17 protein-coding genes and 1 tRNA gene are annotated in these 15,993 nt (G+C 64.6%); 4 read left to right on the top strand and 14 right to left on the bottom strand.

Features of this window, described 5'->3' with window-relative positions:
- Positions 1–253: 253 nt before the first annotated feature.
- Together AC2YHA_RS18415 and AC2YHA_RS18410 are read right to left on the bottom strand one after the other, a co-directional pair.
- Positions 254–1,315, bottom strand: coding sequence for a DUF7146 domain-containing protein (locus tag AC2YHA_RS18415; RefSeq protein ID WP_487402782.1), 1,062 nt, complete (start codon positions 1,313–1,315; stop codon positions 254–256).
- Between the two features lie 11 nt (positions 1,316–1,326).
- Complete coding sequence (locus AC2YHA_RS18410; RefSeq protein WP_487402781.1) at positions 1,327–5,679, bottom strand: strawberry notch-like NTP hydrolase domain-containing protein; 4,353 nt, start codon at positions 5,677–5,679, stop codon at positions 1,327–1,329.
- A 256-nt stretch (positions 5,680–5,935) separates the two neighbouring features.
- Between AC2YHA_RS18410 and AC2YHA_RS18405 the strand changes: the two genes are divergently transcribed.
- Positions 5,936–6,250 (top strand): hypothetical protein, encoded by a 315-nt coding sequence (locus AC2YHA_RS18405; RefSeq protein ID WP_487402780.1) that lies wholly within the window; start codon positions 5,936–5,938, stop codon positions 6,248–6,250.
- Positions 6,251–6,392: 142 nt separating this feature from the next.
- On the opposite strand, the gene AC2YHA_RS18400 is transcribed toward AC2YHA_RS18405, so the two are convergent.
- Positions 6,393–6,851 (bottom strand): hypothetical protein, encoded by a 459-nt coding sequence (locus AC2YHA_RS18400; protein WP_487402779.1) that lies wholly within the window; start codon positions 6,849–6,851, stop codon positions 6,393–6,395.
- Positions 6,852–7,274: 423 nt separating this feature from the next.
- Here AC2YHA_RS18400 and AC2YHA_RS18395 point away from each other — a divergent pair, with 423 nt between their 5' ends.
- A complete protein-coding gene (locus AC2YHA_RS18395; protein ID WP_487402778.1) occupies positions 7,275–8,090 on the top strand; it encodes an SEL1-like repeat protein in 816 nt (271 codons plus the stop codon).
- A 188-nt stretch (positions 8,091–8,278) separates the two neighbouring features.
- Complete coding sequence (locus AC2YHA_RS18390; RefSeq protein WP_487402777.1) at positions 8,279–8,554, top strand: hypothetical protein; 276 nt, start codon at positions 8,279–8,281, stop codon at positions 8,552–8,554.
- On the opposite strand, the gene AC2YHA_RS18385 is transcribed toward AC2YHA_RS18390, so the two are convergent.
- The 4 genes from AC2YHA_RS18385 to AC2YHA_RS18370 form a co-directional block, all read right to left on the bottom strand.
- Entirely contained in the window at positions 8,530–8,913 is a 384-nt protein-coding gene (locus AC2YHA_RS18385) for a DUF6915 family protein (protein WP_487402776.1), read from the bottom strand. The two genes, AC2YHA_RS18390 and AC2YHA_RS18385, sit on opposite strands and share 25 nt — an antisense overlap.
- Before the next feature lie 10 nt (positions 8,914–8,923).
- Positions 8,924–9,406, bottom strand: a complete 483-nt coding sequence (locus tag AC2YHA_RS18380; protein WP_487402775.1) for a DUF6878 family protein — start codon at positions 9,404–9,406, stop codon at positions 8,924–8,926.
- A gap of 81 nt (positions 9,407–9,487) precedes the next feature.
- Positions 9,488–9,682, bottom strand: a complete 195-nt coding sequence (locus AC2YHA_RS18375) for a hypothetical protein (protein ID WP_487402774.1) — start codon at positions 9,680–9,682, stop codon at positions 9,488–9,490.
- A 100-nt stretch (positions 9,683–9,782) separates the two neighbouring features.
- Positions 9,783–11,936, bottom strand: coding sequence for a ParB/RepB/Spo0J family partition protein (locus AC2YHA_RS18370; protein ID WP_487402773.1), 2,154 nt, complete (start codon positions 11,934–11,936; stop codon positions 9,783–9,785).
- Positions 11,937–12,056: 120 nt separating this feature from the next.
- On the opposite strand from AC2YHA_RS18370, the gene AC2YHA_RS18365 reads away from it, so the two are divergent.
- Positions 12,057–12,308 (top strand): DUF6771 family protein, encoded by a 252-nt coding sequence (locus AC2YHA_RS18365; RefSeq protein ID WP_487402772.1) that lies wholly within the window; start codon positions 12,057–12,059, stop codon positions 12,306–12,308.
- On the opposite strand, the gene AC2YHA_RS18360 is transcribed toward AC2YHA_RS18365, so the two are convergent.
- From AC2YHA_RS18360 to AC2YHA_RS18330, 7 genes are all read right to left on the bottom strand, one after another.
- The gene (locus AC2YHA_RS18360) at positions 12,292–12,495 is read right to left on the bottom strand and encodes a hypothetical protein (protein WP_487402771.1); all 204 of its coding nucleotides are present in this window, start codon (positions 12,493–12,495) and stop codon (positions 12,292–12,294) included. The genes AC2YHA_RS18365 and AC2YHA_RS18360 overlap by 17 nt on opposite strands.
- A 54-nt stretch (positions 12,496–12,549) precedes the next feature.
- Positions 12,550–12,933 carry a hypothetical protein gene (locus AC2YHA_RS18355; RefSeq protein ID WP_487402770.1) on the bottom strand — a complete coding sequence of 128 codons (384 nt, stop codon included), beginning with the start codon at positions 12,931–12,933 and terminating at the stop codon, positions 12,550–12,552.
- The gene (locus tag AC2YHA_RS18350) at positions 12,930–13,505 is read right to left on the bottom strand and encodes a hypothetical protein (RefSeq protein WP_487402769.1); all 576 of its coding nucleotides are present in this window, start codon (positions 13,503–13,505) and stop codon (positions 12,930–12,932) included. The genes AC2YHA_RS18355 and AC2YHA_RS18350 overlap by 4 nt, the downstream gene beginning before the upstream one ends.
- 372 nt (positions 13,506–13,877) lie before the next feature.
- Positions 13,878–14,162 (bottom strand): hypothetical protein, encoded by a 285-nt coding sequence (locus tag AC2YHA_RS18345; RefSeq protein WP_487402768.1) that lies wholly within the window; start codon positions 14,160–14,162, stop codon positions 13,878–13,880.
- Entirely contained in the window at positions 14,162–14,563 is a 402-nt protein-coding gene (locus AC2YHA_RS18340) for a DUF2958 domain-containing protein (RefSeq protein ID WP_487402767.1), read from the bottom strand. The genes AC2YHA_RS18345 and AC2YHA_RS18340 overlap by 1 nt, the downstream gene beginning before the upstream one ends.
- Complete coding sequence (locus AC2YHA_RS18335) at positions 14,560–15,543, bottom strand: ArdC family protein (protein ID WP_487402766.1); 984 nt, start codon at positions 15,541–15,543, stop codon at positions 14,560–14,562. Before AC2YHA_RS18335 ends, AC2YHA_RS18340 begins: the two co-directional genes overlap by 4 nt.
- Positions 15,544–15,860: 317 nt before the next feature.
- Positions 15,861–15,935 (bottom strand) — tRNA-Gly (locus tag AC2YHA_RS18330).
- Positions 15,936–15,993: the final 58 nt, after the last annotated feature.

Raw genomic sequence — 15,993 nt, 5'->3', positions numbered from 1 at the left:
GCGGCAGGCGGAGCGGGACAGAACCGCGCGCAACGGCGCGGCCGAAGCGAAGCGAAGGATGGCGGGACGCGGATATTTTGCTTCGCGATGCAAAGGGGCTTCGGCCCCGGCGGAAAATAGCCGCTGGACGCCATTGCCGTCCCGCGCCGTTTGCCGCAGTCGCCCTCTAACGAAGGACGAGTGCGCGGCGTCCGTGACAGTAACGGAGTGGATGGCGAGCGTGCGTGACCGTCGCCTCACATGGCCCGTACAATCACCCCTGTTTCAGGAATTGCCCGGCATCCGCGGTTGCGAGCTGGGTCCGCAGCCCCAACGCCAGTCGCTCCCGTCCGAAGGCCCGCAGATCATCGTTGAAGTCCTCGAGCCTCGGCTCGAGCGGCATGACCTCGATCCCCGCGAGGATCGCGCGGCCGGTCAACGTCTTCAACGCCCCCGCGCCCGCCGGATCGTCGTCGCGCGCGACATAGAGGCGCTTGAGGCCCGCCGGGAACAGGATGGCGGCGAGATGGGCGGCCGAGAGCCCCGCAATCGCCGGCATCGCGGGCATGACCTGCCGCAGCGACAACATGGTCTCGATGCCTTCGCCCGCCATCATGACGGGACCACTTCGTCCGAACCGAACCCCATTGCCGAGGAGATGCCCCATGGCGCGGCGAGGAAAGGCGACGGGCGCCTTGTCCTTGCCGTCAAGCGCCAGCCAGGTGCGATGAACCCCGGTGACGCTGCCGTTAAGATCGGTGACCGCGGCGACTATCGCCGGCCATGCGGGACGGACATCGGGGTCCTCCTCGTCGGATGGGCGATACCAGCAATGGGGATGATATCGCAGTGCCTCACAGCCGGTGAGATCGGTGATCTGCCGGGACGCGAGATACGTCCGCACCAGGCTGCCCGCGATCGACTTTGCGGCCGCGTTCAGTCGCCGGGCCGCTCCAGGCGTGCCGGTCGGCGCCTTCGTTCGCCGGACAGGCCTGTCCTCACTCGGCGCCGGCATCGGCAGGCTGAGGAAGCGCCGGGCCTCGTCGAGCGTTTCGCGCATGGTCCGGCAGTTCCGGGCGACGGCGATGATATCGAGCAGGTCGCCGTGATCGCCACTCTGCGCGTCGGTCCATTTGCCCGCCGCGTCGCGCCCATCGGGGGACGCGGCGAGGCGGACATAGAGGCTGCGCCCGGGCGTGTTATGAACGTCGCCCACCAGCCAGTATCGACCTTCCTTATGGCCTTTCGAGAGATAATGACGGCAGACGCCCTCCGCATGGCTGGCAAGGCGGTCGGCGATCTGGCTGGCGGGGCTGCTTAATAACTTTGGGGACATATCAGGGCTCCTCAGGCGGCCTTGCGCGAGGAGAGACGCTCGATTGGAAAGCGATCGAACAAGCGCTCCAGCACATCGGCGCCGACAGCCCCTGTCGGCACGTAGAGCTTGAGCTTCCACGAGACGATCTCCGAGATCAACCCACAAGCTTTAAGGCGCTCGACACCCAGATCGTTGAAGCCGGTGAGTTCGATCCGCCAGTCGTGCATCGCGCGCACCCGCTGGAGTTTCTGGTCCTGCGCCAGATGCAGCGCGGCTTCGCCCGACATCAGCACAGAGAGAGCCTCCTCGCCACTCAGCCGGACGGGACCGCCATCGTTATTCGCGACCCGCGCCGCCCAGGCCGGGGAGATCCGACGGCCAATGACGCGCTCGCCGTCATCGCTCTGGAGCCGATAGACCCGCGTCGATTCGTCAGGCAGCAGCTTCCAGATCGGCAGCAGCAGCCCGGAGACCATGTGCAGGGTCGAGGTTTCATAGCTGGGTAGCGTAGCAAGTTCGGCTTGCCAGGCCGCGCTGAAGGCCGCCCGGTCAACCTCCTCCCACGGACTTGCCGCCAACATTTCGGCCGCCATGACGGAATCCGTCAGCGGCCAGATGAGCCGCACGCGCGGATGGATCGCACCGTCATCATCGGTGACGCTGCGCGCCCGGCGCTGGACGGCGGCCCGGCCGGTCTTCGCATTGATCAGCAGCTTGCCGCCGCGATCGTCGGCCATTGCCAGCGCATCGGCGAGCGAGAGCGGCATCAGCCGATCCTTGCGCTCGATGGTGAGCAAGGCGGTCTGCGCACCGGTGCCCGGATGGGTGTAGATCGGCGCGCGCCCGACAATGCGGAAGCTCTCGGCCTGCAGCGTCTCCAGTCCCACCTCATAGCTACCCGACGCCTCCGCCTGTTCGATCCGGGCGGTGAGCAGGCCTTCGAACGCCTCGAACAGCCGGTTCTGCATGTCGACCGTCAGCGCCAGCATCCGGTTCAGGAAGATGTTGATGCCGGGCAGTTCGTCGCGCAAGCCGCCGTCGCCGTCGAGCAGCGACAGGCCAGTCGCCGCTTCGAAACGGTCGAGCGAGCAGCCCTCGACCTTGCCGCGTGAGAGCAGCACATAGAGTTGGCGTAGCGCATCGCGCGCATACCAGCTTTCGAGATTGTCAGCCGCGTTGAACATATTCTGCCCGCCGGTCTGGCGTTGGCCGCGCGTGATCGCGCCGAGCGAATCCAGACGCCGAGCGATGGTCGAGATGAAGCGCTTCTGTGCCTTCACGTCAGTCGAGACCGGCCGGAACAGCGGCGGCTGTTTTTGATTGGTGCGGTTGGTCCGTCCGAATCCCTGGATCGCGGCATCGGCCTTCCAGCCGGCTTCCAGCAGATAATGGATGCGCCGCCGCTGGTTCACTGCACCGAGGTCGGCATGGTAGCTGCGCCCCGTGCCGCCCGCTTCCGAGAAGACGAGGATGCGCTTCCTGTCCTGCTGGAACGCATCGGTCTCGTGAAGCGCGGCTGAGGCCGGGCGATTCTCGACCGCGAAACGCACCGATCCGTCGTCATTCTTTTTGGGTACCACGCGGCGCGCGCGGCCCGTCACCTCGGCCACCCTGTCCGTCCCGAAATGCTGGACGATCTGGTCGAGCGCGCCCGGCACCGACGGTAGCGCGGCGAGGCGCTCGATCATCGCGTCGCGACGGCGGACCGCCTCGCGGTTGACCACCGGCACGCCATTCTCGTCATGAACCGGCCGGGACGAGAGATTGCCGTCGCCATCCGTGAACGGCTCATAGAGTTGCACCGGGAAGCTGTGCTGGAGGTAGGCGAGAACGCCGTCTCGCGGCGTGATATCCACCGATACGTCCTGCCATTCATCCGCCGGGATCTCGGCGAGGCGGCGCTCCTGCATCGCCTCGCCGGTCGAGACGATCTGCACCACCGCGGCATGGCCTGCTTCCAGATCGCGCGCGATGCTGGCGATGACAGTGGGCGTCTGCATGCTCGTGATGAGGTGGTTGAAGAAGCGCTGGAGCATCCCCTGATAGGCGGACTTCGCCGCCGCCTTGGCCTGGCGGTTGAGGGTGCCATGGGCCGAACTGGTGACACCGGCCGCTTCCAGGGCGGCGTCGAGATTATTGTGAATGACCTCGAATGCCGAGGCATAGCTGTCATAGATGCGCACCTGCTCGTCGGTGAGCTTATGCTCCAGCATCTCATATTCGACGCCATCGAACGAAAGCGAACGCGCCGTATAAAGACCGAGCGCCTTCAAATCCCTCGCCAGCACCTCCATCGCCGCAACCCCGCCATTTTCGATCGCGCTGACAAACTCGCCCCGCGACGCGAACGGGAAATCATTCCCGCCCCACAAGCCCAGGCGCTGGGCGTAAGCAAGGTTTTGCACGGTGGTCGCGCCGGTCGCTGAGACATAGAGGATGCGGGCATTGGGGAGCGCATGCTGCAGGCGAAGACCGGCACGACCTTGCTGCGAAGGCGCAACGTCGCCGCGCTCGCCCTTACCGCCGGCGGCGTTGGCCATGGCGTGGGCCTCGTCGAAGACGATCACGCCGTCGAAATCAGCGCCCAGCCATTCGACGATCTGGTCGACGCGCGATTTCTTGCCGCCGCGTTCCTGCGAGCGCAGCGTCGCGTAGGTGGTGAACAGCACGCCCTCCTCGAGGCGTATGTCGCTACCCTGACGAAAACGCGAGAGCGGCGTCACTAGTAGCCGTTCCTGTCCCAGCGCCGACCAGTCGCGCTGCGCGTCCTCGAGCAGTCGTTCCGAGACCGAAAGCCACAGCGCGCGACGGCGGCCCTTGAGCCAGTTATCGAGGATGATCGCCGCGACCTGCCGCCCCTTGCCAGCACCCGTGCCATCACCGAGGAACCAACCCCGGCGGAACCGAACTGCATCGTCCGCATCCTCCGCCGCTGCGGTGATTGTGTCGAACGTCTCATCGACCTTCCACGCGCCGGACAGATGGCCCGCATGCGCTTCGCCGGCATAGATAACGGATTCAAGCTGGGCGTCGGACAGGATTCCGAGCGTCACGAGCTGCGGCGGCAGATGCGGGCGATAGGAGGGTTTGGGTGGCGCGACCGAGGCCATTGCCGCCGACTGGACCAGGGGCGTGGGATGCGGCTGCGCGCCATCGATTCGCAGCGACTGGAGCGCATAGGGCTCGTAGATGCTATCGCCCAGCCGTTCGGCCGGCGACGTCCAGTCGATCGTCTCGTAGGCGAGTTCGACCGCTGGGGTAATCGGGGCGGATGGTATGACGGTCGTGGATACGGCCCGCGTCTTCGCGCAAACCCGCGTGGCGGAAGCGACGATTGGCAAAGCAGCGACAGGCGTCGGCGTGATCGGAGCGCGTGGCGGCACCTGGTCGAGCACCCATTGCAGCAGCGTGGCGTTATCGGGCGCCTTGCCCATGGTCTCGACGAACTTGTCGGGATCTTCGGCGGGCAGCTTGTCGATGACCGTCAACCGCGTCTCGATGCTAGTGCCATGCTTTGCATAGACCTTCCCCGCGATCACGGCGGTGAAAACGACACGCGCCCGTTCCTGCAACCGGGTGAACGGCCCGCGCCAGTCGGACGAGGTCGGTGCGCAGTTCGCACCTGTGATTGCGACCAGGCGACCACCCGGCTCAAGGCGTGCAAGGGCGGAGATGATATGGCGCATCGCCGTGTCGCGCATCGTGCGATCCACATGGGCGACCGCCGAGAAAGGCGGGTTCATCAGCACCACGGTCGGACGGACGCTGGCGGGCAGCCGATCGTCGATCGAGGCGGCATCATGGGCCAACACCGCAACGTCCGGGAACAGAAGCTTCAGCAACTCGACGCGCATCTCGGCCAGCTCATTGAGCGTGAGGCCGGCCCGTGCCAGCAGGGCATGGACGGCGAGCATGCCCGTCCCGGCCGAGGGTTCCAGCACATGATCGGCGGAATGGATCGAGGCCGCCATGCTTGCGATGAAAGCGAGGCCCGGCGGGGTCGAGAACTGTTGCAGCGCCTGGCTGGTCTCGGACCGGCGGGTATGCGTCGGCATCAGCGCCGCGATGCGCTCGATCAGTGCCAGCACGCTCATCGGCGCGCGGCCGACGATCGCCGGGCCAAAGCGGCGCAGGAACAGGATCTCCGTCGCCTCGCAGGCATCATAGGCAGTCTTCCAATCCCAGGCGCCTGTCGCATCGCTGCCGCTAAAGGCACCGGACATCGCGGTGCGGAGCTGCGCCGCATCGATGGTGCGCCCGGCCTCGAGCGCAGGCAGAAGGCTGGCGGCTGCCGCCAGCAGGGCGCCGGCCCGGCCGGCGAACTGGCTTGCGGCAGTAAGCGGCGCGGCGCGCAGCGCCGCGTCGGACAGAAGTTGGGTCATGAGGTGAGGTCTCCGGGAGAGCGGAAAGCGTACCCCCGGCGGACGCTCTCTCTAAGCCCGGCCGGGTTCCCTCTTCCCGGCCTTCCCTCTGACTTTTATCGGATGTTGTTCGACGCCGACTTTGTTAGACGCCTTCGCAAGATCAGATCAGGCCGATGTGTCGGCAATGTCGCGTTGCCGGCGCTCAAAAAGCCGAAACATAGATATGAATCGGAAACTCTTGTGAGGAACTTCTGACGGGATGAGGAGCATAGCGATGCGCAGAACGCTCAAGCTGTACCTGTTCGCTGGCTTGCTTGTCGGGCTGGTCTATGTGGCGTATCAGCCACGCTCCATGCTGGCATCGAAACTGTTCACCTCCGGCTGCGATCAGGCAGAATTCGAAGCCCGCGTAAAACGGAATCTGGCCGCCAGCGCGGCATGGGCACCTGGCGAAATGCCGACAGTTGACGAAGAACGTGCCTTGATTGCGCGTCTACAAAAGCAGGTGCAGGAAACGGGCGACTATGCGTCTGCCTGCCGCGCATTGACCAAGTGGACCGATGACCACACCGAACGTGGAAGTCATTAAGCCGAATTCCCATTACACACGCCACAATCCGCTGAACTCGGACGCGATCAGCGTCGACAACCGTCAGCACCTCGATCCCCGAGCATAGGTAGACCTGCTGGCTTTGCAGCCCCAATGATACGCCGTAGCAGATTCAACAATCTCAATCCTCGTTTTTCGGATCAATGGAGACATCCTCCACCTCGAAATCCTCATCCAATTGCACGCGGATCCAACTATCAGGAAACTGCATCGGGGCCACGAAGGTCAGGAGAGTGGCGTCGGCAAAAACAACCACTGAACGAACGGCCAAATCGTGACGCAAATCCGTGGTCTCGATCACATTTTCGTCACCAACAGCACCCTCGATCTCTTCGGCGATGCCGTCGATGATCCGCCTCCAGACTTGGGAGCTCATCTCAAGAACTCGTTCGATGGCAGCGACGAGCGCTTCTGCATCCATTTCCGACCTGTCTTCCAGTTCGGGATCCACGTTTACATTGACATGAACATCAGCTGCCAAAAGGCGCGCCGCACCAAAAACAAACCCGTCGCCAATTTGCGGACTGGAGATAAATTTGCTCGCAGCGATTGCATCTCGAAGTTGTTCGATCGGTCCCATCGCTACTTCATCCCTCGTTGATTCTGTCGACTACGGCGGTAGCCTGCCCCTCTATAAGAGCCGTTGGACAAGGTCGAGTCGTCGAATCGACGCTGAATGACTCACCGGCTGACGCGGATAGGATCATGCGGAGGGGCTGAAGCCATGTCTGCCGATATGTCGGTCCAGGTAGGCTATGACAATGTCTTCGGTGATATTGCCGGCGGTGGTCGAGAAGTAGCCCCTATGCCAGAAGCGCTGCCCCAGTAGCGTCGGACGAGGTGTGCCAGCCGCCTTTCCACCCGTTGGCCTGTTCCCTGAAATCGCCCATACAAGGATCGGCAGCGCTCGGAGAATTGTGATTCGGCGAGATCATTCTTCTATAAGCGACCACAAGGCAATTCCGGCAGCGCGATCAAACCTTGCCATCATCCGAGAGAAAAAATGAGATCGTTACTGCTTGCTTTGGCGATGGTGATAACTGAGATCGCTTCCAGCAGCGGAGCCGTCCACGCGCGGCCTTCAACGCAAGACCCATCCCCGCCAAGCTGCGTTAAGGATGGTAACGTTGATAGTTGCTGGAGCACCGGCGTCGCGGCCGAAAAGCGGAACGATGCTGCCGCTGCCTTGAAAGATTATGAACGTTCCTGCGCAGCCGGTTTTCAGATGGGTGGCTGTTACGAGGCCGGCAAGATCTATTTCCTCGATCCAGCCCGTCGAAACTATGACATGGCGAAGGATCGGATGACCCGAGTTTGCGACTCCGATGATGCTGGGATAGGCCCCTATGCCTGCAAATATCTGGGCATCATCTTTCGCAATGGTCTGACAGCGAAACCGCAGATCGATTTAGCATTTCGTCCCCTGTCACGCTCCTGCTTCCTGCATAATGCCGAACCGTTCATCGATGGAAACGGCTGCGAAATCCTGGCCGAAAGTCTCCCCACCGCCGATGACATGGGGCTCCCTGAAGCAGCTTGGCAGCGCAACTATATCGCCTATCTGGCCTATGTGATGGGTTGCACTGACGACATGCCGGCTCTGTGCGCGAAAGCGCGTAATATATACCGCCAGGCAGTCGCGGCATCGGCGAGCTGGCCCGCCCGCTGTGTGGAAGAGTTGGAGCGGAGCTCTTTTCCTGGAGCCTGCGACGCCCTGGCGAACCCAGGCATGAGCGCTACGTTCGAGCAGCGGCAGAAGCTGCGCCGCACGCTGGTGCTCATGTTCCGCACCGCCACGGAAAATCCTCCGCTCGGCTGACAATACCAAAACCGCCCGCATTTTTGCGATTATTGCGTGGATCGGCGAATTTCCTTGCCACTCTTGCGCATGTTCGGAAGTGACCCGCCAGCACCGCTCGAGTCCCATGCCGAGGGCAAAGCGTCCGGCAAGGCGCTTCCCGTAAAACCCTGGGTGGCGGCCAGCTCCGGCCAACAGCGGCGACAATCGTGCCGACGCTGAAGATAGACGGGATACTGGCGTCCGCGCCGATGCTCGCGCGCATCGGGATCGTCGGGCATGCCCTCGACGACATCGACCGCGAGCGTCCAGCTGTCGATATCGTCGAGGAAGCCTGCCCCCATCAGTCAGTTGCGGATGGCATGCGCCCTACCGCCTGGGGCCACGCGGTAGCGTTCGACAGAAGCAACCGGCTTGCCGTCTTCCTCTTTGATATCGAAGGCGAGGATGGCCCTGACCTTCATGCCGCCTCTCCAATCGAATAGGAGCGAACCGCGAACGGATCGACCTCGCGGTGGATCGGCTGGGCGCGACCCATCCAGGGTTCCGGGCGGATGCAACGCACCCAGTCCGCGAAGCTGGGGATGAACCCCAGATCCTGACGCACATGCTGTTCGCCGATGAGGCGGACGGGAACGACGCGCCCCGACGAGGCGGTGATCGTCGGCCCGAAGAAGCGTTCGAGCATGAAAATGCCCTCGGCATGGTGCCGCAGCGCGCGATGGCGAAAGTCCGCCGTGATCGATTTTGATTCGTCGAACCACTGATGGAGCGGCAGATAGTCGTCGGGCGCGCCGCCCCATTGGCGCACCGAGGATAGCGCATGATGATAGCAATGTCCCATCGTCGTCTCCTCACCAGTCATGAGCATGGGATTCGGACGAAGTGAACCGCTCATTGTAATCGAGCGAGATCGTCACGGCCGTAACATCGAAGATGAACTCACCGTAGGCGCCGTCATTATTCTCCCATCCGCAATGGGTCTGGCGCAACAGATCATAGGCAAGATCCTCGATCGCTTCGGCAGCCGAGAAGACATTGCTGACGGGTTCGTCGGCACCATGGCGAAGCATGGATATCTCGACGGTGCCGTTAGGCAGATCGGCTTGCTCGTCGCCCCTGAAGGCGGTGACATCCTCGATCTGGCCGCTATCGCCACATCCGTCGAAGATGACGATGACGCGCGTGATGCCGGCAGAAGCGAGGAAGGTCAGGAGCCTTTCCTTGTTTGCGGGAACGAGTTTGGCCGCATCTGCTTCCCATTGTGCGAAGCGCTGCATGATTGCCGTCATGTCGATGGTCGGCTGAGGCGGTTGGGGTTGGTTTGAATCGGTCATTGCGGATTTCCTGAAAGGCGAAAGCCCGGCGCGAGGACCGGGCTTTCGGAGATTGAGGTAAGGAGGTGAAATGGCGGCGGATCATTCTCGAAGCCCGCCGGCGGCGACGTCCGAGTTCCATTCGGCCGCCTCATCGAAATTGGCGTCATCGTCGGCGACGAGGCGAGAGAGCGCCACCGCCCCCTCGCGGCCAAGTTGCCCGCGGCGCTGAAGTGCGCTCAGCAGCACCGGCGCCAAGTCTTCGGGCGTCGCGGTTTCGATCGGGGTGTTCTGCATCGTGAAGCTCCTGAAATGAAAGAGCCCGACGCGGGTGCGCCGGGCTCGAGGGATGGAAAGGGGCGAGAAGCGAGACGAGCGAATCCGCCCGTCCCGTTTGTCAGGCGGCCGCCGCGATATTCTCGCCGTCATCATTGCCGGTTTCGACCGGCTGCTCCTCGTCGTCGAGGAAGGCAGGCAGAGCTGCCGCCGCCTCGTAGGCTGCCGGATCGGCAGCGGGCGCATCGAGCAGTTCCGGCGTCCGCATCGGCTCAGGCAACCAGCCGGCATCCTCGAGCAGCCGCTCGGCTTCGTTCGCCATGTCGCCCTTCTTGAGATGGTCGATCATCTCCGCGAACTTCGCACCCCTGGCCTCCGCCACATCGGCAAGGATGCGCGGCTTGGTCACGCTGCGGAAATAGCCCTCGACCGTCGGACGCCAGCCGGCGCCGATCAGGTCGAGCCCGACCGCGCGGGCGAGAACATGGCTGTGCGCGATGCGCCGCTCGACGCTGTGCTTCGAGATACGGCCATTGTCGTATTTGGGCACGACCTCCTGCTGCGCGTTGAGCACCTGCGAGGCGCAATGTGCGAACAGCGCCGCCTGCTCGGCCCCGTCGAACGCCAGCAACGCATCCCACAGATCCTTGTCGTCGTCCGGCAGCCGGTCGGCCCAGCGCTTGTGGCGCTCCTCGATCGCCTTCGCCGGGGCGCTGCCGCGCAGCTCGGACGGCGCGAACCCGAACGACACCTTGTTGAGTGAGACCTCGAGACAGGATTCGCGGCTGTAGCTGTAGAAGGTGCTGAGCACGAAGGCGTGCAGCACCGCCGCAAAGGCCGTGGAGGGTTCCCGTGCGAGGGCATCCTGCAGCGCGAGCGTGCGCCAGGCGGTGAGTTCGGCGACCAGCCGGTCGGGCAGTGGCTTGAGGATCTCGCCATCCTCCTCCTCGTCCCCGGATGATGCGGCATTGATCGACACGACATTGGAGGCGGCGGGATCGCTCGCGCCGTCACTGTCCTCGCCATCCGAATCGCCGCCCGCGACGGGTGCATCGGTTTCGTCCCCGCCGGGCTCGGCTTCGACCGCCAGCTCATCCTCGGGCCGGACATAGCCACGCTCGATGCAGAGCGAGCCATCGGACTCGATCGACACGAACACGCCGGCCCGCGCCATGTCTTCCGCCTCGAAGGTCAGCGGCCGCTCGACCAGCGCGCCGATCTCGGCATCGATGGCCGCGAGGCGCGTATGCACCTCGTCGGGCACATGGGGCTCGTCCGACCACTGCTCCTCCAGCGCCTCGGCCTCGGCTTCCAGTTCGGTGAGACGGGCATCCTCCTCCGGCGTGCGCGACACCAGCACGCCTTCGATCTCGCGCATGCCGTCGGTCACGCCCCAGGGCAGGTCGACCGCGGTCGCGACCCATTTCCAGCCTTCGGCGCCGATCGTCTCGCCTTCGGCCTGAAGCCTCTCGCTCACCAGCCGGTCGAGCAGCGCCGGATCGGTGAGCCAGCCGCCGTCATCCTCCTCGAACAGGTCGCGCAGGACATGACCGCCCGCTGCCACATAGGCATCAACGCCGATGAACCGCACGCGCCGGTCGGCGACGCGGATCGTGTCCTCGGTCAGCTTCTGACGGATATAGGCGCCGGACTTGTTGTAGCTGTGGGCAAGCAGCTCCCACACCTGTTCCTGCCGCTCATGATCGTCCGAGACCGAGAAGGCCATGAGCTGCTCGAGCGTCATGCCGTCCTCGGCATAGATGGCGTGCAGCTTCGGAGATACCTTGGCGAGACGCAGGCGCTGGTTCACCACCGCCGGGGTGACGAGGAAATGCGCGGCGATCGATTCAATGCCTTCGCCCTTGTCGACCATCGCCTGCATGGCCTTGAACTGATCGAGCGGATGGAGCGGTTCGCGGAAGGTGTTCTCCGCATAGCTGTCCTCCTCGGCCAGCACGCCGTCATCGGCGACCCTGACCACACAGGGAATCGGCGCATTCTTCGCGAGGCGCTTCTGCTTCACCAGCAGTTCGAGAGCACGGAACCGCCGGCCACCGGCCGGCACCTCGAAATCACCGGTCTCCTGCCCCGCCTCATCGAGGATAGGCCGGACGTTGAGACTCTGGAGCAGGGTGCGCCGAACGATGTCGTCGGCCAGCTCGCCGATCGACACGCCGGCCTTCACCCGGCGGACATTGGACTGGGACAGACGCAGGCGGTCGAACGGAATGTCGCGCGAGCCGCTGAGGGTGATCTTCTGTGGCGCTTTGGCCATGGGTCTTCTCCGTGACGGGCCGCCGCGAGACTCTCTCCCGGCTCCCAGCCCGTCATGAAGCCCCCGGCTTCCCTCTCCCTCTCATGGCCTGCCGCAGGCAGGCCATGCGGCCTTGTCGAGATGGCCAGCAACATTCGCCGCAAGCGACTTGCCACGAAGTTCGCCATTTGTTCTCATATTTGCATGGAACGAATCGAACGAGATGATCTGTCCGCGATCCTGCTGGCCGCGCCCGGTTGGGCGCGGGTCGGGCTGACGATGCCGGACGAACGGATGCGCGAGCGCGCCGCCGATACACTGGCGGCAACGATCATCGAGAAACTGGAGGGCTCATTCCCGCCCGATGTGAACCAGCTCAGGCTGCCGCTGTAGGTGCGGGCTGCTCCGCCACGTCGAACACGCCGCGCCGAACGTCGAAGCGGTCGGAGAAGGTGACGACATGGGTGCGGCCCTCATGATCGATCTGGGTGAAGCGCAGCACATCGCCCTTGAGAATCTCGATCGTGACCGGCGGCAGTTCGTCGCGCGGATCATGGAAGGTCATGCGGTTCTTCGGCATCGGCGACTCCATCGCCATGGGAATGTCGCAGCATAGCATGAAAGTACCTGCTGTTCAGCGGTGCTCCTCGGGCAGGTCTTCCTCATGCCCCTGCCAGACGATCCGGTCTCCTTCATAGACGGTGACGAAGCCGCGGCCGCGCGTGATCGGCGCCGGTGGCTTGGCCGAGAAGTTGAGGCAGCCGAACGTGTCGACCGTGGCCGAGAAGGCGAGCGGCTTGCCCTGTTGCAGAAGCACGCGGTCGCAGGTGCCTGAAGGGCGCTTCACCCGCCGTTTTGAAACGCCGAGCTGGAACGCCTCATAGGCGCGGACCTCCCAGTCGGACGGCGGCGACCAGTGCCGGCTATATTTGCAGTAGCGCGGCGTCGGCGGGCCGCTCTCCTCGTCGTCGAGCGCTGGCCCGCCATTATGGCCGATCGGGGAGCGCGAGCCCGTCACGGCTCGCGCCCCTGTTCGAGCCAGGCGCGCAGGCGCTTGCGCATGATGCCGATGCCGGCATTGATCTCGGTGATGTCCGCGTCGGGTGTGATGCAGCGCATCTCGCGGAAGCCATCGAGAAAGGCGCGCATCACCTTGAGGTAAAGTCCGCCGCCGACCAGCGCGACGTCGGTGAACGGCCGCGATCCATGGTAAGCGAGGGTCGCGATCTCGCAGCCGGGATGCGAGCCGCAATTGTCGGGCTTACGCGGGGACGGCGGACGTGGCCAGCGCGTCGTCATGCCGCCCGCGATCATCCGCTCGGCCAGATCGGGCGTCAGCCGCGCATCATAGTCCTCGATCGGCCGGTCGCCCGCGCCGAAACCATAGCGGGCGGAGAGGAACCCGACGCGGGCGAGACGGCGCCGGGGATCGACCGTGCGCCAGGTCTGCCAGAGCGGCCCGTCATAGCGCTCCCACGCCGGCATCCATCCGGGATCGCGGCGCTTGGTCGCCGAGCAGGCGAGGATCAGCAGCCGATGCGAGAAGCCGGTCGCGCGCGTGTGCGGAAGATCGACGCGCACCACCTTCACGGCACGCTGTTTGGCGGCTTCGGCCAGCCGCCCGATCAGCGCGATGTCGGCATCGGTGCAGACACCCCGGACATGGAAGGTCGGAACAGCATCGTTCCCGATTGGCGGGAGCGCATCGAGGAACAGGATGCCGTGCCCAAGATTGCCGCAATATTGGGGCGCCTCGACCTGCGGCAGACCCGGCGCCGGTTCGATCCTGCGCTGGCCGATCCGTTTGAACGCCTCGGCGAAGCTGGCGGGACTCGGCGTTATCCGCGCTTGCGCCCGCGCATGATATCGCCACGGCGGGCGCTCGGGATCGATCTTGCCGATGCGGATCTGGTGGAGAAGATCGGCGAAGCTGTAAGGATCGGCCGGGTAAGGACAATCCCGCTAGGCGCGCCGGATCGATCGGCGTTCATGGTCGGGGAAGGCGAAGAGGCGCGCCCGCGCCCGCCGCCACACCGCCGCCCGTTCGTCACGCCGTTCCTGTTGCTGCTGCAGCCACCAGACGGCACGGCGGGCCATCTCCTCATCGACGCTGTGCTGCCTGGCCGCGATCATGTCGGCGAACAGCGGCAGCGCCTCGCGCTCGCGCCGCTGCTTTGTGGCGAAGGCGGCACGCTTGCGCGAGGTCTCCTCATAGACGCTGGGCCTGGGCCATTTGGCGAAGCGCATCACGCACCGCCTTTCGCGGCGGCGGCCGCCCGGATGAGGATGCGCTCGCCCTCGATCAGCGAGCCGGCGCGGCAGGCCGCTTCGGCATAGACCGAGAGTGGAAACCGGCCCTCGAACAGGATGTCACGCTCGATGCCAAGACCGAAGGGCAGCCGGATCGATTCCAGTTCCTCCAGCGCAAAGCTGCCCAGTTCCGGGCAGCCAAAGCCGAGGTCAGCAACGCCGAAGAGAATCCCATCCTCGTCCAGCTCCGTAGCCAGCCAGGTCGCGGCGCCCACGGGATTGAAGAAGCGGACCACCGGCACGGGATCCGGCGCTGGATCACCGCGGCGCAAGGCGTTGCAGCGGGCGAGATCGTTGGCGCGAAGCTGGTCGCGCAGTTCCGGGGTCAGGAGGATCATGCCACGGCCCTCCCTTCGAGCGCCATGCCGCAATCGGGATCGGGCTCCGGATCGTCGTCATTGGCCGCCAGCGCGGCATCGGGCCGGAAGGCGAGCAGATAATCGGCCGCCTTCGAGGCCGCGCTGGCCGCGCGCAGGATCGCGCGACTGTCCTCGCGGATGATCTCCAGCCAGGAACCAAGGTAATCGGCATGCCGGACGGTGGGCGTGATACCGAGCGCCGCGCAGACGAAGGCGCCTGCCATTTCGGCGATCAGCTCCTCCTTGCCATACGCGACCGAGCCGAAGCTGCCACTCTGATCGCGGTCGAGACGGGCGGCGCCTCCAACCCAATGCGAGAGCTCGTGAAAAGCCGTCCGGTGCCAGTTCACCGGGTCGTGGAAATCATCCGGCCGCGGCACCTGCACATAATCATGGCGGGGCGAATAATAAGCCGAGGGACCGCCGATGCGGAAGTCGGCGCCGGTCGCTGCGATCAGCGCCTCGGCCTGCGGCAGGATCAGCCCTTCGGGGATCGGCGGCGGCGGTTCGCAGATGCGTTCGGGCAATCCCTCGCACTGCTCGACCGAAAAGACGGTGAACCATTTGAGGAATGGGATACCGCCCGAGGGCTCGCGGCCTTCATTGTCGGCGCGGCGGCGTTCCTCCTTCGGAATGAAGCGGCGCGTGTAGATGACGCCCACGCCCCGCTCGCCGCGCCGGACATGACCGCCAAGCGCCAGCGCCTGCCGGAAGGTCAGGAAAGCATGGGAGGCAAAGCCGCGCGAGACGATGGCGTCCCAGAGGGTGAGAACATTAATCCCACTGTATCGCCGGTCGCTGACCGCATTGTAGGGCATGCCGATACTGGCGGCCGACGATCCCCACGGCTGAACCCAGGGGACGCGTCCGGCTTCGAGTTCGGCGATGATCCGGTTTGTGATCTGTTCATAGAGGTTCGTCCGCTCACCGGCGGACCTGGTGGTGCGTGCATATGCCATCGCGATTCTCCGCGACGGATCGGTCCCGAGCCTCTCTCGTGACGCTCAACCCGTCACGGCCGACCGGCCGCACTCTCACTCTCAAGGGGGCGCCCAAGGGGCGCAGCCCCGTTCGAAGGGGTCCGGGGAGACTCGCGAAGCGTGGCTCACCGGCAGGGGAAGACTTTCCCCCTCAAGGTGAAATCCCGTGCGCCAGGAGACGCTATGGAACGCCAATTTTGCCATTCAGCGTTGTAGCCCGGTTGTAGCCCGTGCAAATCCGATGCGGCCGGCTCCGAGCACCTTCCTCATACATCATTGATTTTCTTAGGAAAAACTGGAGCGGGCGAAGGGATTCGAACCCTCGACCCCAACCTTGGCAAGGTTGTGCTCTACCCCTGAGCTACGCCCGCTCGGCGCCAGTCCCACGGAAGAGCCCGTGGGCGGGTAAGGCGGCGGCCTCTAACAGCG

It is taken from the genome of Sphingomonas sp. SRI_018 (assembly GCF_057586275.1).
The sequence above is the reverse complement of the archived record's forward strand: the minus strand, read 5'-3'. Positions and strand labels throughout refer to the sequence as shown.

Coding starts and splice junctions, on each gene's coding strand:
- AC2YHA_RS18370 (WP_487402773.1), bottom strand. CDS start 11,936: ATGGCCAAAGCGCCACAGAAGATCACCCTCAGCGGCTCGCGCGACATT.
- AC2YHA_RS18375 (WP_487402774.1), bottom strand. CDS start 9,682: ATGCAGAACACCCCGATCGAAACCGCGACGCCCGAAGACTTGGCGCCG.
- AC2YHA_RS18410 (WP_487402781.1), bottom strand. CDS start 5,679: ATGACCCAACTTCTGTCCGACGCGGCGCTGCGCGCCGCGCCGCTTACT.
- AC2YHA_RS18335 (WP_487402766.1), bottom strand. CDS start 15,543: ATGGCATATGCACGCACCACCAGGTCCGCCGGTGAGCGGACGAACCTC.
- AC2YHA_RS18395 (WP_487402778.1), top strand. CDS start 7,275: ATGAGATCGTTACTGCTTGCTTTGGCGATGGTGATAACTGAGATCGCT.
- AC2YHA_RS18415 (WP_487402782.1), bottom strand. CDS start 1,315: ATGTCCCCAAAGTTATTAAGCAGCCCCGCCAGCCAGATCGCCGACCGC.
- AC2YHA_RS18360 (WP_487402771.1), bottom strand. CDS start 12,495: ATGCCGAAGAACCGCATGACCTTCCATGATCCGCGCGACGAACTGCCG.
- AC2YHA_RS18345 (WP_487402768.1), bottom strand. CDS start 14,162: ATGCGCTTCGCCAAATGGCCCAGGCCCAGCGTCTATGAGGAGACCTCG.
- AC2YHA_RS18400 (WP_487402779.1), bottom strand. CDS start 6,851: ATGGGACCGATCGAACAACTTCGAGATGCAATCGCTGCGAGCAAATTT.
- AC2YHA_RS18385 (WP_487402776.1), bottom strand. CDS start 8,913: ATGGGACATTGCTATCATCATGCGCTATCCTCGGTGCGCCAATGGGGC.
- AC2YHA_RS18405 (WP_487402780.1), top strand. CDS start 5,936: ATGCGCAGAACGCTCAAGCTGTACCTGTTCGCTGGCTTGCTTGTCGGG.
- AC2YHA_RS18365 (WP_487402772.1), top strand. CDS start 12,057: ATGGCCAGCAACATTCGCCGCAAGCGACTTGCCACGAAGTTCGCCATT.
- AC2YHA_RS18380 (WP_487402775.1), bottom strand. CDS start 9,406: ATGACCGATTCAAACCAACCCCAACCGCCTCAGCCGACCATCGACATG.
- AC2YHA_RS18340 (WP_487402767.1), bottom strand. CDS start 14,563: ATGATCCTCCTGACCCCGGAACTGCGCGACCAGCTTCGCGCCAACGAT.